The sequence below is a fragment of the Pseudomonas sp. H3_C08 genome (genome assembly GCF_054669455.1).
In genome coordinates this window covers 4202501-4227389 of sequence record NZ_CP162803.1, presented here as the reverse complement: position 1 = coordinate 4227389, position 24889 = coordinate 4202501, and the positions used below count along the sequence as shown (strand labels likewise).

Below are 24889 nucleotides of genomic sequence, written 5' to 3'. Positions count from 1 at the left end.
GACGGTCTCAGTTCACAGCGGACGTCGCTTCGACATGACGCGGTAAGGTCACCCGGATACGGGTGCCGCGTTGGCTCTGTACATCAGCCGGGCTGTCGATGGTGATTTGTCCATAATGCTCTTCAACGATGGAATAGACCAGTGCAAGGCCCAGACCGGTGCCTTCGCCAGGATCCTTGGTGGTGAAGAAGGGTTCGAACAATCTATCCATGATGTTCTTCGGAATACCGCTGCCTTCGTCTTCGACGATCAGATCGACCGTGTGTTCGCCGGCTTCGCTCTTGACCCGTACCGCACTGTGCGGCGGTGAGGCGTCGCGGGCGTTGGAGAGCAGATTGATCAGTACTTGGGCAAGTCGCTGCGGATCGCCCTCGACCCAATGATCAGGATCGCAGAGGTTGTAGAACTGCACCTCGAAATTGCGTCGGTTCAGGGCCAGCAGGCCGATTGCATCTTGAGCGACCTCTGCCAGACAAACGGGCTCGTCACTGTGCTGATGGCTGCCAGCGTGGGCGAAACTCATCAACGACTGGACGATGCGCGACACACGTTTGGTCTGTTCGAGAATCTGCCCGCTGATTTCCGTCAGTTCGCCGTCGTCTTCACGCTCTTCGCGCAGGTTTTGCGCAAGACAAGCAATGCCGGTGATCGGGTTGCCGATTTCGTGAGCCACACCCGCCGCGAGACGACCAATGCTGGCCAGACGCTCGGAGTGCACCAGTTTGTCTTCGAGCATCTGCGTTTCGGTCAAATCTTCGACCAGTAGCACCAGGCCGCTGTTACCCGGTGCCAACGGTTCGTCGATTGCCGCTTTGTGCAGGTTCAACCAGCGTGTTTGGCCATCGAGGGCCAGGTGCTGTTTGTGCAAATGCTCGTCCGGCAGATCGATGAAACCTTGCAGCAGGCCTTTCCATGGCTCGCCGATGGTACTCAGGCGCGAACCGACCACGCGTTGGGCGGCGATTCCGGTGAGCTCTTCCATGGCCTTGTTCCACATCAGGATCTCTTGATCCTTGGCCAGCGAGCAGACGCCCATCGGCAGTTCCTGCAAGGTTTGGCGGTGGTAACGGCGCAGGGCGTCGAGTTCGGCGGCCAGACCTGTGAGGCGCGAGTGGTAATCCTCGAGGCGGCTTTCGATGAAGTGGATGTCTTCGGTCACATAGTTTTCGCCACCCGCCTTGTAGGGCAGGAAGGTTTCCACCATGTCCTGCGCCACGCTCGGGCCCATCAGACCGGAAAGGTTGGCCTCGATACGGTCACGCAAACGGCGCAGTGCATAAGGACGGCGTTCGTCAAATGGTAGATAGAGGTCACGCAACGCTTGCTCGACTTCTTTCTGCGCAGCCTTGGCGCCCAGCGGTTTGGCCAGTTGTGTGGCGAATTCCTGTGGCGAGGCCGCATGCAGTTCACGGCGCTGCGGACGACGGACGTTGTCTACCGCACAGGCTTCGGCGGCGCTGGCTTCTTCCGGGCTGGCGTTGGTGAACAGCGAGATCAGCGTGAACATCAAGACGTTTGCAGCCAGCGAGGCGATTGCAGCCATGTGCCAACTGGTGTCGTCGAGCACGTAAATCATGTTCAGCAGCGGGATGTAGAAACCCTGCAGATTGCCGACCAGCGGCAGCAGCATGGTCACTACCCAGACCAGAATGCCCGCCAGCAGACCGGCGATAAAGCCGCGACGGTTGGCGGTCGGCCAGTACAACACCGACAACACCCCGGGCAGGAATTGCAGGGTCGCGACAAACGCGACGATGCCGAGGTTGGCCAGATCCTGCTCGGCGCCAAGCATCAGGTAGAAACCGAAACCGGCCATGATGATCGCGACGATCAGCGCGCGGCGGGTCCACTTCAGCCAGCGGTAGATGTTGCCTTCGGCCGGCGGCTGGTAGAGCGGCAAAACCAAGTGGTTCAGCGCCATGCCCGACAGCGCCAGCGTGGTGACGATGATCAGCCCGCTGGCCGCCGATAAACCGCCGACATAGGCGAGCAACGCCAGCGGTTTGCTGTTGGCGGCGATGCCGATGCCGAGGGTGAAGTATTCCGGGTTGGTTGTGGCACCGAGTTTGAGGCCGGCCCAGAGAATCAGCGGCACCGCCAGGCTCATCAGCAGCAGGAACAGCGGCAGGCCCCAGCTTGCACTGACCAGCGAGCGCGGGTTGAGGTTTTCGGTAAAAGTCATGTGATACATGTGCGGCATCACGATCGCCGAGGCAAAGAACACCAGCAACAACGTGCGCCACGGGCCTTCCTGCAACGGCGTGTGCAGCGCGGCGAGGGCAGTCTGGTTTTGCAGCAGCCAAATCTCAAGCTGTTGCGGGCCATCGAACACGCCGTACAGCGCATACAGGCCGACGCCGCCGAGAGCGATCAGTTTGATCACCGACTCGAAGGCAATCGCAAACACCAGTCCTTCGTGCTTCTCACGGGTGGCGATATGCCGGGAACCGAAGAAAATCGTGAACAGGATGATCAGCGCACAGAACGCCAGCGCGACGCGACTCTGGATCGGCTCGCCGGTCAGAATGCCGATGGAGTCGGCCACCGCCTGAATCTGCAACGCCAGCAGCGGCAGCACACCGATCAACATGAAAATCGTGGTCAGCGCGCCGGCCCAGGTGCTGCGAAAGCGAAACGCGAACAGATCCGCCAGCGACGACAGTTGATAGGTGCGGGTGATTTTCAGGATCGGATAGAGCAACACCGGCGCTAGCAGAAATGCGCCGGACACGCCGAGGTAACTGGACAGAAAGCCGTAGCCGTACTGATAGGCGAGGCCGACCGTGCCGTAGAACGCCCACGCACTGGCGTAAACCCCCAGCGACAAGGTGTAGGTCAGCGGGTGGCGAATGATCGCCCGCGGGATCATGCCCCGTTCGCTGATCCAGGCGACGCCGAACAGCACCGCCAGGTACGCGGCGCTGATCAGGATCATCTGGGTCAGGCTAAAGCTCATCGGCATCTTTTTGGCTCTGCAGGATGAAGGTCACGACAATCAGGATCAGCCAGAGCAGATAGGGGCGATACCAGGCGCCCGTAGCGTCGATCCACCAATCCATGATGGCGGGGGAAAACAGGTAGATCCCCACGACTAAAAGCAGGACCAAGCGATAGATGTACATCCCGGCCTCTCTTTTTTATGCGCGTGCCCGAAAACGTGCGGCGATGGTAACGGATGGGCGCACGACTGCAAGTGTCGTCATAGCAGTTGCGCTTCGGGCAGGGTCAGTGTGCGCGGGATCTTCGTGGCATCCCAGTGTGCGCTGCCCCACTTGAGTAATTCTTGCGGTGAGGCGTGGGCCAGTTCGGCGCCAGGGTTTTGCCCCAGAGCACGCAGGGCGCGCAGCAACAATGGTGTGGCTTGATCGGCTTGCAGCGGCGGCGAGCGATAGGACTTGCCGAGTTTGTTGCCGTCCGGTTGGGTAATCAGCGGCAGGTGCAGATAGCGTGGCTGGCGCAACCCCAGCAACTCTTGCAGATAGAGTTGGCGCGGCGTCGAGTCGAGCAGGTCGGCACCACGCACGATGTCGGTGATACCTTGCCAGGCATCATCCAGCACCACCGCCAGTTGATAGGCGTAGAGACCGTCACGGCGGCGGATCACGAAATCGCCGACGTCGCGACCCAGATGCTGGCGGTATTCGCCTTGCACGCGGTCGATAAAGTGGTATTCCAGTTCGGGTACGCGCAGGCGGATAGCGGCGTCTTGCTGATCGTGGCCAGCATTGCGGCACAGGCCCGGATAAATCCCGTTATACGCTTCGAGCTGTTTGCGCGAGCACGTGCAGGCGTAAGCGAGGCCGTGATTGAACAGGCTGTTGAGTACGTCCGCGTAGGCGTCGTGGCGATCGCTCTGGCGCACCATGTCGCCGTCCCATTCGAAGCCGTAGCTTTCCAGCGCCTTGAGAATCGCCGCTTGTGCGCCGGGTTCTTCGCGGGGCGGGTCGAGATCTTCCATGCGCACCAGCCAGCGACCGCTGACCGAGCGAGCGTCGAGGTAAGAGGCGAGGGCGGCAACCAGCGAACCGAAGTGCAAGTGGCCACTGGGGGTTGGGGCGAAGCGGCCGATGTAGGCGGGGGATGTTTTGGCAGTCATGGAGACGAAGCTACTTTTCAGGCTATACGCAGGTCAACCTGTGGGAGTGAGCCTGCTCGCGATAGCGGTGTGACATTCAACACCGATATCGACCGACCCACCGCTATCGCGAGCAGGCTCACTCCTACAAAAGGCAAAAGGCAGAAACAAAAACGGAGCGTTCGCACGCTCCGTTTTTCGTTCAGGTCGAGATTACTTGCCGACCTGCTTTTCCTTGATCTCAGCCAGGTTCTTGCAGTCGACGCACATGTCGGCGGTAGGACGGGCTTCAAGGCGCTTGACGCCGATCTCGATACCGCACGAATCGCACCAGCCGTATTCGCCGTCTTCGATCAGTTGCAGTGTCTTGTCGATCTTCTTGATCAGCTTGCGCTCGCGATCACGGGCACGCAGTTCAAGGGCGAACTCTTCTTCCTGACTGGCACGGTCGGCCGGGTCGGGAAAGTTGGCCGCTTCGTCCTTCATGTGATCAACAGTTCGGTCGACTTCCTGCATCAAGTCCAGTTTCCACTTGGTCAGGATCTTGGTGAAGTGCGCGCGCATGGGTTTGCCCATGTACTCTTCGTCTTTGGCCTGAACGTAAGGTTCGAAGCCACTGATCGCCGTTTGCTGCTGTTGCTTTGCTTGGGTGGGCATGAAATGGACCGCCTCTACTCTTGTAATCCATTGCGCAGGATTGCTCCATCACCGACACCTGCCGGCCCTGCGGCTGCAAGCGGGCGAACTTACCAGATCAATTCGGCCTGCGCTACTCCCGGATGTCGAGGCCCCGGCGGGTGGCGCTTGCAAATGTTTGGCAAGCCGTGTCTGGTGGTGCTGAAGACCTGTTCAATCACTGATTTTAGTCAATCCTGGAGCGTACGCTCATATCGTTACAGTCCAGCGTTCTTGAGGCTGTGACCGCTGCGGGTTCTCGCTCGTTCCGGCAGATGGGTAGAATCGTCTCTTTTTCCCTGCCGAAGGAAAACCAATGGCTCAGCCCTACAGTGCGCGCAGTCGTGCGATCGAACCGTTCCATGTGATGGCGCTGCTGGCGCGGGCCAATGAATTACAGGCTGAAGGCCACGACGTGATCCACCTGGAAATCGGCGAGCCGGACTTTACTACTGCCGAGCCGATCATCCGTGCCGGGCAGGCCGCTTTAACGGCGGGCAAGACCCGTTACACCGCTGCGCGCGGCATTCCTGAATTGCGCGAGGCGATTTCCGGTTTTTACCAATTGCGCTATGGCCTGAACATCGATCCGCGGCGGATTCTGATCACGCCGGGCGGTTCCGGTGCGCTGTTGCTGGCCAGCGCTTTGCTGGTCGATCCAGGTAAACACTGGCTGCTGGCGGACCCGGGCTACCCGTGCAACCGGCACTTCCTGCGACTGGTCGAAGGCGCAGCGCAGCTGGTGCCAGTTGGCCCGGACGTGCGCTATCAACTGACCCCGGATCTGGTGGCGCGGCATTGGGATCAGGACAGCGTCGGTGCATTGGTCGCTTCGCCGGCCAACCCGACCGGGACGATCCTGACCCGCGATGAGCTGGCCGGGTTATCCACAGCCATCAAGGCGAAACACGGGCATCTGGTGGTGGACGAGATCTATCACGGTCTGACTTACGGCACCGATGCGGCGAGCGTACTGGAAGTCGATGACAGCGCTTTTGTGTTGAACAGTTTCTCCAAATATTTCGGCATGACCGGCTGGCGTCTCGGCTGGCTGGTGGCGCCGGATGCTGCCGTCAGCGAGCTGGAAAAACTGGCGCAGAACCTCTACATCAGCGCGCCGAGCATGGCCCAATATGCGGCGTTGGCCTGTTTCGAACCGGACACCATCGCCATTCTGGAAGAGCGCCGAACCGAATTTGGTCGCCGCCGTGATTTCCTCCTGCCAGCGTTGCGCGAGTTGGGTTTCAACATCGCCGTGGAGCCGGAAGGCGCTTTCTATCTTTATGCCGATATCAGCCAGTTCGGCGGCGATGCCTTCGCGTTCTGCCGACATTTTCTCGAAACCGAACATGTAGCGTTCACCCCGGGTCTGGATTTCGGTCGCTATCAGGCCAGCCACCATGTGCGTTTTGCCTACACGCAAAACCTCCCTCGCTTACAGGAAGCGGTGGAGCGTATTGCCCGTGGTTTGAAGAGCTGGCAAGGCTGATGCGCTTTTATCCTGCTCTGGAAGAGGCGCGACTGATCCGTCGTTACAAGCGTTTTCTCGCCGATATCGAAACCGTTGACGGCGAGTTGCTGACCATTCACTGCCCGAACACTGGTTCGATGCTCAACTGTCAGGTCGAAGGCGGGCAGGTCTGGTTCAGCCGCTCAAATGACCCGAAACGTAAATTACCGGGCACTTGGGAAATTGGTGAAACCCCGCAGGGTCGGTTGTTTTGCGTGAATACCGCACGGGCCAACGGTTTGGTCGAGGAGGCGCTGCAGGCCGGCGTCATCAGCGAGTTGAACGGCTTTACCGCATTGAAACGTGAAGTCGCATACGGGCAGGAAAAGAGCCGAATCGACTTCCGCCTCGAATACCCGAGCGGCCCGGCTTATGTTGAAGTGAAAAGCGTCACCCTCGGTTTCGACGGCACCGCCGTGGCGGCGTTTCCCGATGCGGTGACCCAGCGCGGCGCCAAGCATTTGCGTGAATTGGCGCATCTGGCGCGGGACGGCATTCGGGCGGTGCAGTTGTATTGCGTCAATCTGACCGGGATTGACGCGGTGCGGCCGGCGAAGGAAATCGATTCGGCCTACGCCGATGCGCTTCTCGAAGCGGTGGCTTGTGGCGTTGAGGTGCTGGCGTATGGCGTGCGGCTGGACCATGAAGAGATGGTCATCGACCGGCGTCTCGACGTGCTGCTTAACGGTTAAACATCGATCCACAGCCCTTGCGCATCTTCCCGGCAAGAAATGGCGGTGAGTGCTTGCCCGGCGCAAGGCCCGGCGACGCATTCACCGTCCTCGATCAGAAACAGTGCGCCGTGGGTGGCGCACTGGATCAGGCTGTTGCTCGGGTCGAGAAACCGGTCGGGTTGCCATTCCAGGCCCACGCCCCGGTGCGGGCAGCGATTGAGGTAGACATAGGCCTGACCATTGCGACGCACGGCAAACAGCTTTTTTCCGTCGATCTCGAATCCACGACTTTTCGCTTCGGCCAGATCGGCGCCTGCGCAGAGAAGCTTCATGACTATCCTCTAGTGTCCGCTCGTGTCTGGATATGTCCGAGCTTGACGTTTAAATGCAAACAATTATCAAATGGCGGCCTTCACCCGCAGGCGTCTGGCAGATGTCGAGGATACTTGGCCTGCCATCCGGATGCCCGGGAAAAAACCTTATTCAAGGAAGCTGTGTATGCGCCTGAGTACCCGCGTTGCCGTGCTGTGTGTCGGACTTTTGGTCAGCCACCAGGCTGCAGCGGCCGATTTGCCGCAACGTTGGGTCAGCGCCGGCGGTGCGCTGTCGGAGTGGGTAACGGCATTGGGCGGCGAGTCGAAACTGGTTGGCGTCGATACCACCAGCCAGCATCCGGAGTCGTTGAAGGCGCTGCCAAGCATTGGTTATCAGCGCAGCCTTTCCGCTGAAGGCATTCTCAGCCTGCGTCCGGACATTCTCATCGGCACTGAAGAAATGGGCCCGCCACCGGTACTGTCGCAGGTAAAAGCGGCCAAGGTTCAGGTGGCGTTGTTTTCGGCTCAGCCAGATCTGCCAACGCTGGAGAAAAACGTTACTCATTTGGGCCAATTGCTCGGTGCACAGGCTCAGGCCGCGCAACTGCTGCAAAGTTATCAACAGCAACTCGATGCGCAGAAGGCTCGGGTTACTGAAGTGCAGACCAAACAAAAAGCACCGGGTGTGTTGCTGTTGCTTGGACATGCCGGTGGCAAGCCATTGATTGCTGGCAAGGACACCGCCGCCGACTGGTTGCTGCAACAGGCGGGCGGACATAACCTGGCGACGCACACGGGTTACAAGCCGTTTTCCGTGGAATCCCTCGCCAGTCTCGATCCTGAAGTGCTGGTGTTCGCCGACCGTGCATTGACCGGTGAGGCGGCGAAAGCGGCGCTGTTCAAGGAAAACCCTATTCTCAATTCAAGTCGCGCCGCGAAGACCGGGCGTGTGCTGGAGCTGGATCCGACCCTGCTGGTCGGTGGGCTCGGGCCGCGTTTGCCAGCGGCGCTGAAAACCCTGACTGACGGTTTCTACCCGGCCAAGAGCGGCCAATGACCACACTGGTAAAACCCCGTGGCTTGTTCATTGGCCTGACGCTCCTGTGTTTATTGGCGATCTGGCTATCGTTGGCACTCGGGCCCGTCAGTCTGCCGCTGTTCGACACGTTGCGTGCCGCGTTACGCATGCTTGGTGTGCCGTTGGCACCGGACGGACTGGAGCAGGCTGAACTGATCCTTGGGCAGATTCGTCTGCCGCGAACGCTGCTGGGACTTGCAGTGGGCGGTGTGCTGGCGTTGTCTGGCGTGGCGATGCAGGGCTTGTTTCGTAACCCGCTGGCCGATCCGGGACTGGTCGGTGTTTCCAGCGGAGCGGCATTGGGCGCAGCGATCGCGATTGTCGGCGGTGCTTTTTTTGGCGGCCTGCCGGAATGGATCGGGCCGTATCTGCTGTCGGTCTGCGCGTTTCTCGGCGGCCTCGGCGTGACGGCGCTGGTGTATCGACTGGGTCGCCGTAATGGCCAGACCAACGTCGCTACCATGTTGCTGGCGGGCATCGCACTGACGGCGCTGGCCGGTTCGGCGGTGGGGCTGTTCACTTATCTGGCGGATGACGCGACCTTGCGTACGCTGACGTTCTGGAACCTGGGCAGTCTCAACGGCGCCAGTTACGCGCGGTTGTGGCCATTGCTGATCATCAGCGCCGGCGTGGCGTTGTGGTTGCCGCGTCGCGCCAAAGCGCTGAATGCCTTGCTGCTCGGGGAATCCGAGGCTGGTCATTTGGGCATTGATGTCGAGCGGCTCAAGCGTGAATTGGTGTTTTGCACGGCGCTCGGGGTTGGCGCAGCAGTGGCGGCCGCCGGGATGATCGGTTTTGTCGGGCTGGTGGTGCCGCATCTGGTGCGCTTGCTGGCGGGGCCAGATCACAAAGTGTTGCTGCCGGCCTCCGTGCTGGCGGGGGCGAGCCTGTTGCTGTTGGCTGATCTGGTCGCGCGGCTGGCGCTGGCACCGACAGAGTTGCCGATCGGCATCGTCACCGCGTTTATCGGTGCGCCGTTCTTCCTCTATTTGCTGCTGCGAGGGCGTGCCTGATGTTGCGTGCGCAGAATCTGCACATCCTTCGGGGTCGCAAGGCTGTGCTCAGCGATGTCTCGTTGCAGCTCGAACCGGGTCAAGTGCTCGGTGTGCTTGGGCCGAACGGTGCTGGCAAAAGTACGTTACTCGGTGCCTTGTGCGGTGAGCTGGCAGCGAGCGCGGGCGGGGTTTCACTCGACGGGCAAGCGTTGAGTCACTGGGCTGGCCCGCAACGCGCGCAACGACTGGCGGTGTTGCCTCAGGTGTCGACCCTGGATTTTGCTTTTCGCGTTGAGGAAGTGGTCGGCATGGGCCGCTTGCCTTGGCAAAGCGGGCGGGTGCGGGATGCCGAAATCATCGCACAGGCATTGACGGCAGCGGATGCCGGGCACTTGAGCGGTCGCAGTTATCTGGCGTTGTCCGGGGGCGAGCGTCAGCGTGTGCATCTGGCGCGGGTGCTCGCGCAGCTTTGGCCGGGGCAGGCCGGACAGACGCTGCTGCTGGATGAACCAACGTCAATGCTCGATCCGCTGCATCAACACACGACACTGCAGGCCGTACGCGAGTTTGCCGATCGTGGCGCGGCGGTGTTGGTGATCCTGCATGATCTGAATCTGGCGGCGCGTTATTGTGATCGCATTCTGCTGCTGGAAGGTGGGTGTCCGGTGGCGCTGGATACACCGCAGCAGGTTTTGCGACCGGACACGCTCCAGGCTGTATTCGGTCTCGAAGTGTTGGTGCAGCCGCACCCGGAGCGCGGGCATCCGCTGATCATCGCCCGCTGACAGGATCCTTGAGGTGATGGCATGCGTGGGTTGTGGTTGTTGGCGGTGATGTTACTTGCGGGGTGTCAGCATGTTGCGGCGCCACCGCCGATCAATGGCGAGATTCGCGACCTGCGCAACGGTCAGGTGCTGACGGCACAGCAGTTGCTGACGGGTCTTGCCGAGCCTGAGCGGCTGATCATTGGTGAGCAGCATGACAACGCCGATCATCACGCCGCGCAATTGTGGCTGTTGCGCTCGCTCGGTGAACAGCGGTCGCAGGGCAGTCTGCTATTGGAAATGCTCACGCCGGATCAGCAGCCTCGCGTTGATCAAGTGCGTCAGGCGAAAACGCCGCCCGCTGAACTGCCGGGTGCATTGGCCTGGGAGGACGGCTGGGACTGGAGTTTCTATGGGCCGATTGTCCGCTTCGCGCTGACTCAGCCGTATCCACTGCTGGCGGCGAATCTGGATAGCGCTGAAATCCGCGCCTTCTATCGTGATCCGCCGGTGTTAAAGGGGACGCGCAGCAATACGGAATCCGTGAAAGCCGTTTTGCTGGAGCAGATCAGCGATTCCCACTGTGGCCTGCTGCCCGAATCACAGATGCCGGCGATGCTCGCCGTTCAGCAACAACGTGATCGGCGTATGGCCGAGCGTCTGCTGGCGGCTCCTTCACCTTCAGTCCTGCTGGCCGGTGCGTGGCATGCGCGCAAGGACGTCGGCGTGCCGTTGCATGTTGTGGATCTGGGCGCCGCCCAGGCACCCACCGTGTTGATGCTGGCAGAGCAGGGCGCCGAAGTGACCGCCGCGATGGCCGACTACGTTTGGTACACGCCGGCCACGCCAAAACAGGATTACTGCGAGCAGATGCGTAAACAGTTCGGCAAATGACTTTTCCACAGGCAAAAAAAGACCCGGTAAAAACCGGGTCAAATAACCGTGATTAGCCTGATGAGGAGATAATCTGAGAGTCCGAACCAAGGGCTTTTCAGAATATCGACTGATCTCGCGACCAGTTGTGATAATCATAGCGATTCTCATTACCGAGTCAACAACTGTTTTTCCGTTTCTTTGAAATCGTCTGGAAAATGGTCGGTACGCCCCGCAAACAAAGACTTTTAGCGTTGACCTTCAGTCGGTGTCATTTGCGTGATCTGCCGATTCAACTGGCCGATCCGCCGTGCCATGCTCTCGATCAGGCTGTGGGCGATCTTTGGATTGGTGCGGGTCATGCTCAAAAAATGATCACCGGGAATCAGCATCACCGTGCTCGGTTCTCGTGCGATCACCGTGGCATTGCGTGGCTCGCCGGTAAACACGGCCATGGCACCGAAAATCTCGTCTTTGGCCACATCTCCCACCTTATGCCCGTCGACAAACGCTTCGGCATGCCCGTCGATGATCACGAACACGTGATCAGCCGCGTCCCCCTGGCTGATGAGGATTTCACCCGCCTCGACCCGTTTGAAGCCATTGGTGCTGCGAAACTCGCGCGGTTTCAGTTCCGCGACGGCATGGGCGAGGATCGCCATCTGCCCCAGCAGATACTCTAGAAACTGGTCTGTCCGATGAGCGTCGGCATACACATGCTGGAAAACCTCACGGCGCCAATAGGGCGTCAAGCGCAACGCCCCGTCACTGCACAAACGGCAATCAGCCCAGTCCTCACCTTGCTGAAGGCCGATCAAATCGCCGTCCTGCCAATAAAACAGCGGACGGGCGCCGATACAGCCGTTGATCATCCCTTCATTCAGCATGAATAGCTGATCGGCGGGTAACTGCGTCAGCAAATCATCCGCCGCCTCCAGTTCCAGCATTGGACCGCAAGGCGCCAAATCGCGCAGCCACAGTGCGGGCAAGGTCTGTAAACGATTGATCAAGGCATCGGCGCAGGCCGATTGTTCCCCCAGTAAATACATGACGGTCAATGCCCGTTCAGTTCTTGTGGCGCGAGGAAATGGCTTCGAGTTGCTTGTTGAGGGCGTCCTTGCGTTCGGCGGGGATGTCGTTCCAGTGCACATCCATCAGCGCGCCTTCGATCGCATACAACAACACCTTCGATGCGCGAAACCCGCGGGTACGCACGGCCCGGTAGGCGTCCACCGCGCCCAGGCGACGCAAGTCCGAGGCGCTGTGGATGCCCACGGCATGCAGCCATTGCGCCGACGTCTTGCCAAGATTCTTCAGGTGTTGCAGTTCATCATTCATCAAGCCTCCTTGCGACGGCCGAATGGTGCGTGGGCGAGCTTCTCAGGAGTGTAGCCATCAGTAGGAAAAGCGTGATTGTTTGGTCGGATTCAACGCAAACGCTTCTAAGAAAGGGCGCTTGAAAGGCCTGCGAACGCAGAAAGAAGGGGAAAAAACACATATCAATGTAGGCGTGAGCCTGCTCGCGATAGCGGACTGGCAGGCACACATGTGTTGAATGTTAGACCGCTATCGCGAGCAGGCTCACGCCTACAGGGTGGGCGTCGTGTCAGAGGGAAGGCGACTTTCAGCGGGTGCGATAGCGCAGGCGCGTACCGAAATTCATCGACATCAGAATCTCGTCAGCGCTCAGTTCCGGCGGGAAGTAAGCCCCGGAAATCTGCGCGTGAGCCAGGCTCGCGCCTTCCAGCGACGCATTGCGGAAATCGATGCCTCGCAGATCGGCAGAACGGAAATACGCGTCCCTGAAATCCACGCCATCGGCATTCAGTTCGCGCAAATCAAGACCACGGAAATCGCCGCCGACCATGTCGATCGGGCCATCTTGTGGGCGCTCTTTGTTGAAACCTGTGATGTCGTCTTTGTGCAGCAAGGCATATAGCGGGGTGTCGAGAAGTTTCGGCTGGCTCATGTCATATCACCGTTGGTTTTATGACGCCAGTATAGTGCCACTATTTGGCGGCCGTGAAGCAAGCGTGGGCTTCACGGCCGAAATAGTTTTTTACAGGCCTGGCAGGCGTTGACGAATCTGCGCGACCACGGTGTCCAGCGTGCCGGATTCATTGGTCTGTACGCGTTTGCTGCGCAGGATTTCTTCCGGCGTCAGCGCTTCGCGATTGGCCTGCTGCGCTTCGATCACCGCCAGGGTGGCGTCGGACGGATCCTTTTGGTCGGCCTGACGGATCGCCAGCCAGCTCTCGATCACCGCTTGTGGCGCGTTGCAATCGAGGATCAGGAATGGCGTGCCGGTGGCTTCGGCAATTTTTGCCGCGTTGTCGCGTTGTTCGCGCTTCAGGTAAGTCGCGTCGATCACCACCGGGAAACCGGCGTGCAGGATCACTTCAGCGATTTCATGCAGACGCGCGTAAGTGGCGGCGCTGGCGTCGGCACTGTAAATGCCAGCCTGCACATCATTAGCAACAGTTTGCTCACCGAACAGACGCTTGCGTTCTACGTCCGAACGCAGACGGATGGCACCCAGCGCTTCGACCAGACGCATGGCCACGTGGCTCTTGCCGACAGCGGAAACACCGTGGGTGATTGCCATGAAGCGCGATGGAATGGTGCTGTAGCTTTCCGCCAGGTTGGCGTAGTTGCGGTACTGGCGCAGGGTGGTGGCGCGCTGCACCGGGGTCGCGTCAGCCGGCATGCTGAACAGGGCAACCTTGGCACGCACCAGTGCACGGTAGGCTTTATAGAAGTTCAGCACTTCCAGGCCCTGATAGTCGCCAGTCAGCTCCAGATACTGGCTGATGAAGCGGCGCGCCAGGGATTTCAGACCACGGTCTTCCAGGTCCATCGCGAGGAAACCGGTGTCGGCCCAGACGTCAGTGAAGCGGAACGGTTCGTTGAACTCGATGCAGTCGAAGATCACCACTTTGCCGTCGATGACCGTGGCGTTGCCCAAGTGGATATCGCCGTGGCATTCACGGGTGAAACCCTCGGTCTTGCGCTGAGCGAACAGTGGCTTGAGACGTTCGAAGCTGCTTTCGGCCCAGGCTTTCAGTGCCTCGAGTTGCAGCAGATCGTTTTTGTCGCTGAGAAACGGCAGGATCTGTTCGAAGTTTTGCGAGACCGGCGCCATCACGCTGTCCGGGGTGCCGGCGTCGTGTTCGGCCGGGACCTTTGGCGCGGTGAGGTGGAAGCGGGCGATCTGCTCGGCCATCTCGTCGATGTGCTGAGTGGTCAGCTCACCGTTGGCTTGCAAGGTGCTGAGCAAACCGCTCTGCGGGAATTGACGCATTTTCAGTACGTATTCGATGGCCGGACCGTCGCCGCCCAGTTGCGGTGCTTCAAGGCTGCCGGTGACTGGCAACACTTCCAGATACAAATCATCGGTCAGGCGCTGGTTCAAACGCAGCTCTTCCGCACAGAAATGCGCGCGCGATTCGAGGCCAGTGAAGTCGAGGAAGCCGAAATTAACCGGCTTCTTCACTTTATAAGCGAAGGGACCGGTGAGGATCACCCACGAGATATGGGTTTCGATGACCTGAAACCCTTCGACAGGGTGCGGGTAGAGGGCCGGGTTTTGCAGGGCAGCGATCAGAGACTGGCTCACGGGCGATCCTTCAGAGACTGGGGGAAATTCGAGGCCGCCATTATGGCCGCTCGCCAGCCCGACGCAAACCTCGGAGCGCTCCTGTTGAGGATGAATAAAGTGCGTATAATCCGCCGCCATGACTCGAACTCGATCCCCCCGTACCAAGAAAAAACCACCCTCCAAGGGCCTTAGCCCATGGTTGAGCTGGGCCATTAAACTCAGTCTGGTCGGCCTTGTCGTGCTGGCTGGCTTCGCCGTTTACCTCGATGCCGTGGTGCAGGAGAAGTTCTCCGGCAAGCGCTGGACCATCCCGGCCAAGGTTTACGCGCGGCCGCTCGAGCTGTTCGTCGGACAAAAGCTCAGCAAGGACGACTTCCTTACCGAACTCGATGCCCTCGGTTATCGCCGCGAAGCCGTGAGCAATGGTCCCGGCGCGGCAGCCGTTAGCGGCAACACCGTCGATCTGAATACCCGTGGCTTCCAGTTCTATGAAGGTCTGGAAAAGCCGCAGCCGGTGCGCGTGCGTTTCTCTGGCGATTATGTGGCTGAGCTGTCAGCGACCAACGGATCGAAATTGTCTGTGGTGCGCCTCGAACCGCTGATGATCGGTGGTATTTATCCGAAAAATCTCGAAGACCGCATTCTGATCAAACTCGATCAGGTGCCGCCGTACCTGCTTGAAACTCTGGTCGCTGTCGAAGACCGCGATTACTACAGCCACTGGGGCGTGTCGCCGAAGTCGATTGCCCGCGCTATCTGGGTCAACACCTCGGGCGGCAAGATGACGCAGGGCGGCAGTACGCTGACCCAGCAGTTGGTGAAAAACTTCTACCTGACCAACGAACGCAGCCTGACCCGCAAACTCACCGAAGCGATGATGGCGATGCTGCTGGAGCTGCATTACGACAAAAAGGAAATCCTTGAGGCCTACCTCAACGAAGTCTTTGTCGGCCAGGACGGTCAACGTGCGGTCCACGGTTTCGGTCTGGCCAGTCAGTTCTTCTTCGGTCAGCCGTTGTCCGAGCTGAAACTGCATCAGGTGGCGTTGCTGGTCGGCATGGTCAAAGGCCCGTCTTACTACAACCCGCGTCGCAACCCGGAGCGTGCGCTGGAGCGGCGCAACCTGGTGCTCGACGTGCTTGAGCAGCAAGGCGTGGCGACGGCCGAGCAAGTGGCCGCAGCGAAGAGCATGCCGTTGGGCGTGACCACTCGTGGCAAACTGGCCGACAGTTCGTTCCCGGGCTTCATCGATCTGGTCAAACGTCAGTTGCGTGAAGACTATCGCGACGAAGACTTGACCGAAGAAGGCCTGCGCATCTTCACCAGCTTCGACCCGATCCTGCAGATGAAAGCCGAGGCGTCGGTCAACGACACCTTTAAACGTCTGTCCGGGCGCAAAGGCTCTGATGACGTGGAAGCGGCGATGGTCGTGACCAATCCGGAAACCGGTGAAGTCCAGGCGATGATCGGCAGCCGTCAGGCCAGTTATGCCGGGTTCAACCGCGCACTGGATGCCGTGCGACCGATCGGCTCGTTGATCAAGCCTGCGGTTTATCTGACTGCGCTGGAAAAGCCGAGCCAGTACACCCTGACCAGTTGGCTGTCGGACGACCCGTTGTCGGTCAAAGGCGCGAACGGTCAGGTGTGGAAACCGCAGAACTACGACCGTCGCTCCCACGGCACCGTGTTCCTTTATCAGGGGCTCGCGCATTCCTACAACCTTTCGACTTCGCGTCTAGGTCTGGAAGTTGGTGTGCCGAATGTGCTCAAGACCTTGGGTCGTCTGGGTGTGACGCGCGAATTTCCGGCATTCCCGTCGATGTTGCTCGGTGCCGGTGGCATGACCCCGATCGAAGTCGCGACCATGTACCAGACGCTGGCCAACGGTGGTTTCAATACGCCGATGCGCGGTATTCGCAGTGTGCTGACCGCCGAGGGCGAACCGCTCAAGCGTTATCCTTTCCAGATCGAGCAGCGTTTCGATCCGGCGTCCATCTATCTGATCCAGAACGCCATGCAGCGCGTGATGCGTGAAGGTACCGGCAGCTCGGTTTATAACGTGCTGCCCAAGACTCTGACGCTGGCGGGCAAGACCGGTACCAGTAACGACTCCCGTGATAGCTGGTTCGCCGGTTTCAGTCAGGATCTGCTGGCAGTGGTCTGGCTGGGGCGCGATGACAACGGCAAGACGCCGTTCACCGGGGCCACCGGTGCGTTGCAGGTCTGGACCAGTTTCATGCGCAAGGCCGATCCGCTACCGCTGGACATGCCGCAGCCGGACAATGTCGTACAGGCTTGGGTCGATTCGCGTACCGGGCAGGGCTCCGATGCCAACTGTCCGGGGGCGGTGCAGATGCCGTATATTCGCGGCAGCGAACCGCCACCCGGCGCCGCGTGTGCGGGCGAAACGCCTGCCTCCGGCGAGTCGGTGATGGATTGGGTCAAGGGCTGGATGAATTAAGCAAAGAGGGTTTCAAGTGAACAAGTGGTTGATTCCAGCGGTGACCGCCGTGGCTTTGCTCAGCGGCTGCTCTACCGTACAGCGTGGTTCGATTCCGGTTGTTGACTCCGGTACTGCGGTGTCCAACAGCGAACGTATTTCGGCCAATGGCGGCTTTCGTCAAACCACCGTAAAGCGTCCTGCGCAAGCGCAGACTCAAGCGATCCCGCAAGGCGATACCGGCGTGGTGGTGATGGTGCCGGGTGGCGGCGCGACAACGTCCGCGCCGATCAGCTCTTCGCCGATTGTGCCGGGCCCTGCGTCCGGTGGTATCACGGCAGGCCCGTACAACCCTTCAGCGATTGATTCTGCGCCGGTCAACACGGGCAGCTACAGCATGCCGTCGACACCGAGCGGTATTCCCTCGGCTAGCAGCGGCGGTGGCCTGTCGGCGGATGAGCAACTGGACGGCCCGGTACTCGCCTTGCTGACGACAGCTCAACAGCAACAGGCCGGCGGTGACCTCAACGGTGCGTCCTCCAGCCTGGAGCGTGCTCAGCGTGTTGCCCCGCGTGAGCCGCAAGTGCTTTATCGCTTGGCGCAGGTGCGCATGGCCCAAGGTGATGCGCCACAAGCGGAGCAATTCGCTCGTCGCGCGCTGACCATGGCCAACGGTCGTCCGGACCTGCAAGCCAACCTGTGGGAAATCATCGCTCAGTCCCGTGAGAAACAAGGCGATTCCGCCGGTGCCGCTCAGGCCCGTCAGAAGGCCAAGGTTTCGCTGTAATGGATGCTCGTTTCCCGAAAATCGCCGATCAGCTGTTGCTGATCGAGCGTGAACTGCGCACTCAAGGCTGGTGGGACGAGGTTCAGCCGTCGGTGGAAGCGTTGAGCAGTGTCGAGCCGTTTTCGGTCGATACGCTCGACTTCGAGCAATGGCTGCAATGGATCTTCCTGCCGAAGATGAAATATATCCTTGAGCAGGATCTGCCGTTGCCGAACGCCTCGGGCATCCAGGAAATGGCTGAAATGGTCTTCGCCCAGCGCAACTTGCAGGGCAAGGATCGTCAGCTTCAGGTGTTGCTCAAAGAGTTTGACCTTTTGATCACTGCCTCGCGCTAATACCGATTCTGTGTAGGAACTGCCGAAGGCTGCGATCTATTGATCTTTAAAGTCAAAAGATCGCAGCCTCGTTTCACTCGACAGCTCCTACAGTCCTGCAGATGGCTATTGGCAATTCTCGGCTATCTGTTTCTGAGCCTCGACAATGCGTTCCTGACGCTGCGCATCATCCAGCCGTCGCATCTGTCCCTCCACCTCTTCCCTCAAACGCGGATTGTTCTGCAATTGCGCAAGGTTCGTGCGTGCCTGCTCGCAAAACTGCTTGAGCTGCGCCTGTTGGTCGGCCACCTGTTTCTTCACTTTGTTGTCGATAGTCTTCTGGTCACCGAGTACACCGCTGCCCGGCATTGCCGCCGGTGTGGTCGGAGGCGAGGAGGGCGTCTGCATTGTCGTCGATGGCTGACCCGGTGGCGGCTGCGCATCGAAGTGCGTGACCCCCTGGGCATCGACCCATTTGTAGATTTGAGCGGCCATGCACCATGGGCTGAGGCCGATCAGCAGAGTAAGGAGGAGCGTTCGCATGCTGATTCCTTGGCAAAATTGCGCAATTGACACTAACAGAGTAGCGGTTTTCAGGTTTTTTCTTGCGTTCTCATGTGCTTACCCACAATTAACCACACAGACGACTTGACTTGGAGAGGGCGAAACAGAAGAATCCAAAGTCCGCTGTAGAGGGACTGCCAGAAGCAGACCCACTCGGTAGATCATGAGGCGCACATCCGCGCCGACCTGTTACACCCGCAACGCGTTACCTCGCGCTGGGTGGGAAAGGCCCGCAACACTTGGGACGATCCCAATACTTGCTCAGTCAGTGCTGACGTAGTCGGCGACCACCGTCGCTCATGCTCTGCCGAGAAGTAAACCTATTAAGACCCGCCCCTTTTTTGTGGACGGTATTCTGGCGTTTTAGAGGTGAACAACGTGGAGCTTTTATCTGGCGGTGAGATGCTCGTCCGCTTTTTGCGTGACGAAGGCGTCAAATATATCTACGGGTACCCGGGTGGTGCTCTCCTGCATGTTTACGATGCCCTGTTCAAAGAACCGGAAGTGACTCACATCCTGGTTCGTCACGAACAAGCGGCAACCCATATGGCTGACGGTTATGCCCGTGCCACCGGTAAAGCCGGCGTGGTATTGGTGACGTCCGGTCCTGGCGCCACAAACGCCATCACCGGTATCGCGACCGCCTATATGGACTCGATTCCAATGGTGATCATTTCCGGTCAGGTGCCAAGCACCATGGTCGGCACCGACGCGTTCCAGGAAACCGACATGATCGGTATCTCCCGGCCGATCGTGAAGCACAGCTTCATGATCAAGCACGCCTCGGAAATCCCGGAAGTCATGAAGAAGGCGTTCTACCTGGCGCAATCCGGTCGTCCGGGCCCGGTCGTGGTCGATATCCCGAAAGACATGACCAACCCGGCCGAGAAGTTCGAATACATCTTCCCGAAGAAAGCCAAGCTGCGTTCCTACAGCCCGGCCGTTCGTGGTCACTCCGGGCAAATCCGCAAGGCAGCAGAAATGCTTCTGGCGGCCAAGCGTCCGGTCATGTACTCCGGTGGCGGCGTAATTCTCGGCAACGGTTCCGCACCGCTGACCGAACTGGCGAAAATGCTCAACCTGCCCGTGACCAACACGTTGATGGGCCTGGGTGGTTTCCCGGGGACTGATCGTCAGTTCATCGGCATGCTCGGCATGCACGGCAGTTACACCGCCAACCTGGCGATGCACCATGCTGACGTGATCCTGGCGGTCGGCGCGCGTTTCGACGATCGCGTGATCAATGGCGCGGCGAAGTTCTGCCCGAACGCCAAGATCATTCACATCGACATCGACCCGGCTTCGATTTCCAAGACCATCAAGGCCGACGTGCCAATCGTGGGTCCGGTGGAGAGCGTCCTGACCGAAATGGTCGCGATCCTCAAGGAAATCGGCGAGACCCCGAACAAGGAGTCCGTGGCCAGTTGGTGGAAGCAGGTGGATGAATGGCGCGGTGATCGCGGCCTGTTCCCTTACGAAAAGGGCGACGGCAGCCTGATCAAGCCGCAGACCGTGATCGAAACCCTCTGCGAAGTGACCAAGGGCGATGCCTTTATCACTTCCGACGTGGGCCAGCACCAGATGTTCGCGGCGCAGTACTACACGTTCAACAAGCCAAATCGCTGGATCAACTCCGGTGGTCTGGGCACCATGGGCTTCGGTTTTCCGGCGGCCATGGGCATCAAGTTGAGCTTCCCGGATGACGACGTTGCCTGCGTCACCGGTGAAGGCAGTATCCAGATGAACATCCAGGAACTGTCGACCTGCCTGCAATATGGCTTGCCAGTCAAAATCGTCATCCTGAACAACGGTGTTCTGGGGATGGTTCGTCAGTGGCAGGACATGAGCTACGGCAGCCGTCACTCGCACTCCTACATGGAATCGCTGCCTGACTTCGTCAAGCTGGCTGAAGCCTACGGCCACGTTGGCGTACGCATCACTGAATCGAAAGATTTGAAGTCGAAGATGGCAGAAGCGTTCGCCATGAAGGATCGCCTGGTCGTGATCGATATTTCGGTCGACACCAGCGAGCACGTCTACCCGATGCAGATCAAAGACGGCTCGATGCGCGATATGTGGCTGAGCAAGACGGAGCGTACTTAATCATGCGGCACATTATTTCCTTGCTTCTGGAAAACGAACCCGGCGCTTTGTCTCGCGTAGTCGGCCTGTTCTCGCAGCGCAACTACAACATCGAAAGCCTGACTGTGGCCCCGACCGAAGACCCGACCCTGTCGCGTCTGACGCTGACCACTGTGGGTCACGATGAAGTCATCGAGCAGATCACCAAAAACCTGAACAAGCTGATCGAAGTGGTCAAGCTGGTGGACCTCTCGGAAAGCGCTCACATCGAGCGCGAACTGATGCTGGTCAAGGTCAAGGCCACTGGCGCCCAGCGCGCCGAGATCAAACGCACCACCGATATTTACCGTGGACAGATCGTCGACGTCAGCGCCAGCGTGTATACCGTTCAATTGACCGGTACCAGCGACAAGCTCGACAGCTTCATTCAGTCCATCGGCACCGCATCGATTCTGGAAACCGTCCGTAGCGGCGTGACCGGCATTGCCCGCGGCGACAAAGTACTCAGCATCTAAACCAAATTAGCGAATGGCCTGAACGGCCTGGATATAAAGGGGAAATTCATGAAAGTTTTCTACGATAAAGACTGCGACCTGTCGATCATCCAGGGCAAGAAAGTTGCCATCATCGGTTACGGTTCCCAGGGCCACGCCCAAGCATGCAACCTGAAAGACTCCGGTGTCGACGTTACCGTTGGTCTGCGTAAAGGTTCGGCCACTGTTGCCAAAGCTGAAGCTCACGGCCTGAAAGTGACCGACGTTGCTTCCGCTGTTGCTGCGGCCGACCTGGTCATGATCCTGACCCCGGACGAGTTCCAGTCCTCGCTGTACAAGAATGAAATCGAGCCGAACATCAAGAAAGGCGCCACCCTGGCCTTCTCCCACGGCTTCGCGATCCACTACAACCAGGTTGTTCCGCGTGCCGACCTCGACGTGATCATGATCGCGCCGAAAGCTCCGGGTCACACCGTACGTTCCGAGTTCGTCAAGGGCGGCGGTATCCCTGACCTGATCGCTATCTACCAGGACGCCTCGGGCAACGCCAAAAACGTTGCGCTGTCCTACGCCGCTGGCGTTGGTGGCGGTCGTACCGGCATCATCGAAACCACCTTCAAGGACGAGACCGAAACCGACCTGTTCGGCGAACAAGCCGTTCTGTGCGGCGGTACCGTTGAACTGGTAAAAGCCGGTTTCGAAACCCTGGTTGAAGCTGGCTACGCGCCGGAAATGGCCTACTTCGAGTGCCTGCACGAACTGAAGCTGATCGTTGACCTCATGTACGAAGGCGGTATCGCCAACATGAACTACTCGATCTCCAACAACGCTGAGTACGGCGAGTACGTGACCGGTCCTGAAGTGATCAACGCCGAATCCCGTCAGGCCATGCGCAACGCCCTGAAACGTATTCAGGACGGCGAATACGCCAAAATGTTCATCAGCGAAGGCGCAACCGGCTACCCTTCGATGACCGCCAAGCGTCGTAACAACGCCGCTCACGGTATCGAAGTCATCGGCGAGCAACTGCGCTCCATGATGCCGTGGATCGGTGCCAACAAGATCGTCGACAAAGCCAAAAACTAAGTCGTTGTCCCTTGTATGAAAAAACGCGGCCTCGGCCGCGTTTTTTCGTTTGAGGCGGTGGTTCTGGTATAAAGCTGCAGCGTTTGTGGCCGAACTGTCGTCCTCAAGCACCTGTCGAATTTTCTTCAAACCGTTGCAAGGTAATGTCCATGAGCGAACGTCCCGAAGAGCCGAACAAGGCTTCTGACGCCGAAAGCCTGTTGCCCATCGATGAGCACATCGAAGAAGGGCACGACGCAGAAGGTCGTAAAGTCCGGCATCGTGGTATCTATCTGCTGCCGAACCTGTTCACCACTGCGAACCTGTTCGCAGGGTTTTACTCCATCATCAACTCGATGAGCGCCCAGGCTGCGTTGAGTGCCGGTGATTCGGCGAACGCGAGCAAGTATTTTGCGTTCGCCGCGATCGCGATTTTCGTCGCCATGGTGCTCGACGGCCTCGACGGTCGTGTCGCGCGCATGACCAATACGCAAAGTGCCTTTGGCGCCGAGTACGACTCGCTGTCGGATATGGTCGCGTTCGGTGTTGCACCGGCGTTGCTGGCATTCGGTTGGGCATTGGGCGACATGGGCAAGGTCGGCTGGATGGTTGCCTTCATCTATGTAGCAGGCGCGGCGTTGCGTCTGGCGCGTTTCAATACGCAGGTTGGCACGGCGGATAAACGTTATTTCATTGGTCTGGCCAGCCCGGCAGCGGCCGGTGTGGTGGCGGGGATTGTCTGGGCATTCAGTGATTACGGGATCCAGGGTTCGAAGATGTCGTTCCTGGTCGCGTTGATGGTGGCGGCTGCCGGCATGCTGATGGTCAGCAACATCAAGTACAACAGCTTTAAAGAGCTGGATCTGAAAGGGCGCGTACCGTTCGTGGCGATCCTTGCGGTGGTGCTGGTGTTCGCCGTGGTCTTCAGTGATCCGCCGCGCATTCTGTTGCTGGTGTTCCTCGCTTACGCGGCTTCCGGCCCGGTTCAGTACCTGTTGCATCTTCGTCGGCACAAAAAAGCCGAGTGATGTAATTTCCCGCATACTCCGCAGTCTATGGGTGCATCTGTCCTCCAAAGCTGCGGAGTTGCCATGTTGATCAAAGTCCCCAAAGCGTCCGACTGCTACGAGTCGGATGTCACGCCTGAGTCCATTTATCTCTCTCGCCGCCAATTGCTGGGGGCGACTGCTGCCGGTATCGCCGTCAGTAGCCTGCCGCGCTGGGCCAATGCCGACGATGCGGCGCGGTATGCCGACGTCGAGCCGGGCAAGTCACCTGCATGGTTCACCGAGAAGCTGCCTTCTACTAAATGGGGGGCGGTCAACGTCAAGGATGAGTCGGTCACGCCTTATAAAGACGCCACTCACTACAACAACTTCTATGAGTTTGGTACCGACAAGGGCGACCCGGCGGCGAATGCGGGCTCGCTGAAAACCGAACCATGGAGTGTGGTGGTCGACGGGGAGGTGGGTAAGCCAGGGCGCTATGCGCTGGAAGACTTCATGAAGCCTTACCAGTTGGAGGAGCGTATCTATCGTTTGCGCTGTGTCGAGGCGTGGTCGATGGTCATTCCGTGGATCGGTTTTCCAATCTCGGCGCTGCTCAAGCAGGTTGAACCAACGTCCAAGGCCAAATACATCCGTTTTGAAACCTTGCAGGATCCCAAGAGCATGCCTGGCCAGCGTTCAGGGTTTGCCCTGATCGATTGGCCTTATGTAGAAGGCTTGCGGTTGGATGAGGCGATGAATCCACTGGCGATTCTGGCGGTGGGTATGTATGGCCGCGAGTTACCGAATCAGAACGGTGCGCCTCTGCGCTTGGTGGTGCCATGGAAGTACGGCTTCAAGAGCGTTAAATCCATCGTCCGTATCAGCCTGGTCAGCGAGCAGCCGAAGACGACCTGGCAGAGTATCGCGGCAGATGAATACGGCTTCTATGCGAATGTGAACCCGACGGTTGATCACCCACGCTGGACCCAGGCGCGGGAGCGGCGATTGCCAAACAGTCTGTTCAAGCCAAATGTGCGGGATACGCAGATGTTCAACGGCTACTCGGATGAAGTCGCTTCTTTATACGCAGGGCTCGATCTGCGGAAGAATTACTGATGCGATTCCCGTACTGGCGTATAGGCGTTTTCATTGCGGCGGCAGTCTGGCCGATGCTGTGGTTGTATCAGGCTCTCGGGGATTTACTCGGGCCCGATCCTGGCAAAGTGCTGGTGGATCGGCTGGGCTTGGGGACGTTGGTGTTGTTGTTGATCACTCTGAGCATGACACCTATGCAGAAGCTCACCGGTTGGGCTGGGTGGATTGCAGTGCGCCGACAGCTGGGGCTCTGGTGTTTTGCCTATGTGGTTTTGCATCTGTGTAGTTATATGGCGTTTATTCTGGGTTTCGATTGGTCGCAGCTGACTGTCGAGTTGCGTAAGCGGCCCTACATAATAGTGGGGGCTTTGGGTTTTCTCGGATTGTTGGCGCTGGCGGTGACGTCAAATCGCTACAGTCAGCGTCGTTTGGGTTCGCGCTGGAAGAAGCTGCATCGTCTGGTCTATGTGATTCTTGGCCTGGGTTTGCTGCATATGCTGTGG

24 protein-coding genes and 1 pseudogene (1 of these 25 only partly in view) are annotated in these 24889 nt (G+C 59.0%); 15 read left to right on the top strand and 10 right to left on the bottom strand.

The window, feature by feature from the left end; translation table 11 throughout:
• Window positions 1-7: 7 nt before the first annotated feature.
• From AB4N74_RS19275 to dksA, 4 genes are all read right to left on the bottom strand, one after another.
• Window positions 8-2962 (bottom strand): sensor histidine kinase, encoded by a 2955-nt coding sequence (locus tag AB4N74_RS19275; protein WP_177413113.1) that lies wholly within the window; start codon window positions 2960-2962, stop codon window positions 8-10.
• Window positions 2946-3122 carry a hypothetical protein gene (locus tag AB4N74_RS19270; protein WP_003176118.1) on the bottom strand — a complete coding sequence of 59 codons (177 nt, stop codon included), beginning with the start codon at window positions 3120-3122 and terminating at the stop codon, window positions 2946-2948. Before AB4N74_RS19270 ends, AB4N74_RS19275 begins: the two co-directional genes overlap by 17 nt.
• 77 nt (window positions 3123-3199) lie before the next feature.
• The gene (gluQRS, locus tag AB4N74_RS19265; protein ID WP_460096942.1) at window positions 3200-4096 is read right to left on the bottom strand and encodes a tRNA glutamyl-Q(34) synthetase GluQRS; all 897 of its coding nucleotides are present in this window, start codon (window positions 4094-4096) and stop codon (window positions 3200-3202) included.
• 192 nt (window positions 4097-4288) lie between these two features.
• The gene (gene dksA / locus AB4N74_RS19260) at window positions 4289-4732 is read right to left on the bottom strand and encodes an RNA polymerase-binding protein DksA (protein WP_007909922.1); all 444 of its coding nucleotides are present in this window, start codon (window positions 4730-4732) and stop codon (window positions 4289-4291) included.
• Window positions 4733-5066: 334 nt separating this feature from the next.
• Between dksA and AB4N74_RS19255 the strand changes: the two genes are divergently transcribed.
• Complete coding sequence (locus AB4N74_RS19255; RefSeq protein ID WP_460096940.1) at window positions 5067-6239, top strand: pyridoxal phosphate-dependent aminotransferase; 1173 nt, start codon at window positions 5067-5069, stop codon at window positions 6237-6239.
• Window positions 6239-6952, top strand: a complete 714-nt coding sequence (gene sfsA, locus AB4N74_RS19250; RefSeq protein ID WP_093434919.1) for a DNA/RNA nuclease SfsA — start codon at window positions 6239-6241, stop codon at window positions 6950-6952. Before AB4N74_RS19255 ends, sfsA begins: the two co-directional genes overlap by 1 nt.
• Here the strand turns inward: sfsA and AB4N74_RS19245 are convergent.
• Complete coding sequence (locus AB4N74_RS19245; RefSeq protein WP_093434921.1) at window positions 6949-7266, bottom strand: Rieske (2Fe-2S) protein; 318 nt, start codon at window positions 7264-7266, stop codon at window positions 6949-6951. The two genes, sfsA and AB4N74_RS19245, sit on opposite strands and share 4 nt — an antisense overlap.
• A 166-nt stretch (window positions 7267-7432) precedes the next feature.
• Here AB4N74_RS19245 and AB4N74_RS19240 point away from each other — a divergent pair, with 166 nt between their 5' ends.
• From AB4N74_RS19240 to AB4N74_RS19225, 4 genes and pseudogenes are all read left to right on the top strand, one after another.
• Window positions 7433-8305 carry a heme/hemin ABC transporter substrate-binding protein gene (locus tag AB4N74_RS19240; protein WP_116255849.1) on the top strand — a complete coding sequence of 291 codons (873 nt, stop codon included), beginning with the start codon at window positions 7433-7435 and terminating at the stop codon, window positions 8303-8305.
• Window positions 8302-9339, top strand: coding sequence for a FecCD family ABC transporter permease (locus AB4N74_RS19235; RefSeq protein WP_460096938.1), 1038 nt, complete (start codon window positions 8302-8304; stop codon window positions 9337-9339). Before AB4N74_RS19240 ends, AB4N74_RS19235 begins: the two co-directional genes overlap by 4 nt.
• Before the next feature lie 59 nt (window positions 9340-9398).
• A pseudogene (locus AB4N74_RS19230) lies at window positions 9399-10106 on the top strand (heme ABC transporter ATP-binding protein); the annotation flags it as partial.
• A gap of 21 nt (window positions 10107-10127) precedes the next feature.
• Window positions 10128-10979 (top strand): ChaN family lipoprotein, encoded by an 852-nt coding sequence (locus AB4N74_RS19225; protein ID WP_257356127.1) that lies wholly within the window; start codon window positions 10128-10130, stop codon window positions 10977-10979.
• A 227-nt stretch (window positions 10980-11206) separates the two neighbouring features.
• On the opposite strand, the gene AB4N74_RS19220 is transcribed toward AB4N74_RS19225, so the two are convergent.
• The 4 genes from AB4N74_RS19220 to AB4N74_RS19205 form a co-directional block, all read right to left on the bottom strand.
• Window positions 11207-12007, bottom strand: coding sequence for a Crp/Fnr family transcriptional regulator (locus AB4N74_RS19220; protein WP_093434934.1), 801 nt, complete (start codon window positions 12005-12007; stop codon window positions 11207-11209).
• A 16-nt stretch (window positions 12008-12023) separates the two neighbouring features.
• Window positions 12024-12296, bottom strand: coding sequence for a TfoX/Sxy family protein (locus AB4N74_RS19215; RefSeq protein WP_003228231.1), 273 nt, complete (start codon window positions 12294-12296; stop codon window positions 12024-12026).
• 286 nt (window positions 12297-12582) lie between these two features.
• Window positions 12583-12927, bottom strand: coding sequence for a pentapeptide repeat-containing protein (locus AB4N74_RS19210; protein WP_007909940.1), 345 nt, complete (start codon window positions 12925-12927; stop codon window positions 12583-12585).
• 90 nt (window positions 12928-13017) lie between these two features.
• Complete coding sequence (locus AB4N74_RS19205; RefSeq protein ID WP_116255845.1) at window positions 13018-14574, bottom strand: bifunctional aminoglycoside phosphotransferase/ATP-binding protein; 1557 nt, start codon at window positions 14572-14574, stop codon at window positions 13018-13020.
• 118 nt (window positions 14575-14692) lie between these two features.
• Here AB4N74_RS19205 and mrcB point away from each other — a divergent pair, with 118 nt between their 5' ends.
• The 3 genes from mrcB to AB4N74_RS19190 are packed head-to-tail and all read left to right on the top strand — an operon-like array spanning window position 14693 to window position 18118.
• Window positions 14693-17017, top strand: coding sequence for a penicillin-binding protein 1B (gene mrcB, locus AB4N74_RS19200; RefSeq protein WP_093434938.1), 2325 nt, complete (start codon window positions 14693-14695; stop codon window positions 17015-17017).
• Window positions 17018-17033: 16 nt separating this feature from the next.
• On the top strand, window positions 17034-17783 hold the full coding sequence (locus tag AB4N74_RS19195; RefSeq protein WP_099757196.1) for a hypothetical protein: 750 nt from the start codon (window positions 17034-17036) through the stop codon (window positions 17781-17783).
• Window positions 17783-18118, top strand: coding sequence for a YqcC family protein (locus AB4N74_RS19190; RefSeq protein ID WP_093434942.1), 336 nt, complete (start codon window positions 17783-17785; stop codon window positions 18116-18118). The genes AB4N74_RS19195 and AB4N74_RS19190 overlap by 1 nt, the downstream gene beginning before the upstream one ends.
• A 105-nt stretch (window positions 18119-18223) precedes the next feature.
• Here AB4N74_RS19190 and AB4N74_RS19185 read toward each other — a convergent pair whose 3' ends face one another.
• Window positions 18224-18640 (bottom strand): DUF4124 domain-containing protein, encoded by a 417-nt coding sequence (locus AB4N74_RS19185; protein WP_093434944.1) that lies wholly within the window; start codon window positions 18638-18640, stop codon window positions 18224-18226.
• A 399-nt stretch (window positions 18641-19039) separates the two neighbouring features.
• Here AB4N74_RS19185 and AB4N74_RS19180 point away from each other — a divergent pair, with 399 nt between their 5' ends.
• The 6 genes from AB4N74_RS19180 to msrQ all read left to right on the top strand — a co-directional run.
• The gene (locus AB4N74_RS19180; protein WP_093434972.1) at window positions 19040-20764 is read left to right on the top strand and encodes an acetolactate synthase 3 large subunit; all 1725 of its coding nucleotides are present in this window, start codon (window positions 19040-19042) and stop codon (window positions 20762-20764) included.
• A gap of 2 nt (window positions 20765-20766) precedes the next feature.
• The gene (gene ilvN, locus AB4N74_RS19175) at window positions 20767-21258 is read left to right on the top strand and encodes an acetolactate synthase small subunit (protein ID WP_003176102.1); all 492 of its coding nucleotides are present in this window, start codon (window positions 20767-20769) and stop codon (window positions 21256-21258) included.
• A gap of 48 nt (window positions 21259-21306) precedes the next feature.
• Window positions 21307-22323: a ketol-acid reductoisomerase gene (gene ilvC / locus AB4N74_RS19170; RefSeq protein ID WP_007909969.1), complete on the top strand. Its 1017-nt coding sequence runs from the start codon at window positions 21307-21309 to the stop codon at window positions 22321-22323.
• Between the two features lie 149 nt (window positions 22324-22472).
• Window positions 22473-23330, top strand: coding sequence for a CDP-diacylglycerol--serine O-phosphatidyltransferase (pssA, locus tag AB4N74_RS19165; protein WP_016983477.1), 858 nt, complete (start codon window positions 22473-22475; stop codon window positions 23328-23330).
• A gap of 63 nt (window positions 23331-23393) precedes the next feature.
• A complete protein-coding gene (gene msrP / locus AB4N74_RS19160; protein ID WP_460096932.1) occupies window positions 23394-24407 on the top strand; it encodes a protein-methionine-sulfoxide reductase catalytic subunit MsrP in 1014 nt (337 codons plus the stop codon).
• Window positions 24407-24889, top strand: the 5' portion of a protein-coding gene (msrQ, locus tag AB4N74_RS19155) for a protein-methionine-sulfoxide reductase heme-binding subunit MsrQ (protein ID WP_093434948.1). Its footprint extends 141 nt past the window's final position; 483 of the gene's 624 nt are visible here — the first part of the coding sequence; it begins with the start codon at window positions 24407-24409; the stop codon falls past the right edge of the window. The genes msrP and msrQ overlap by 1 nt, the downstream gene beginning before the upstream one ends.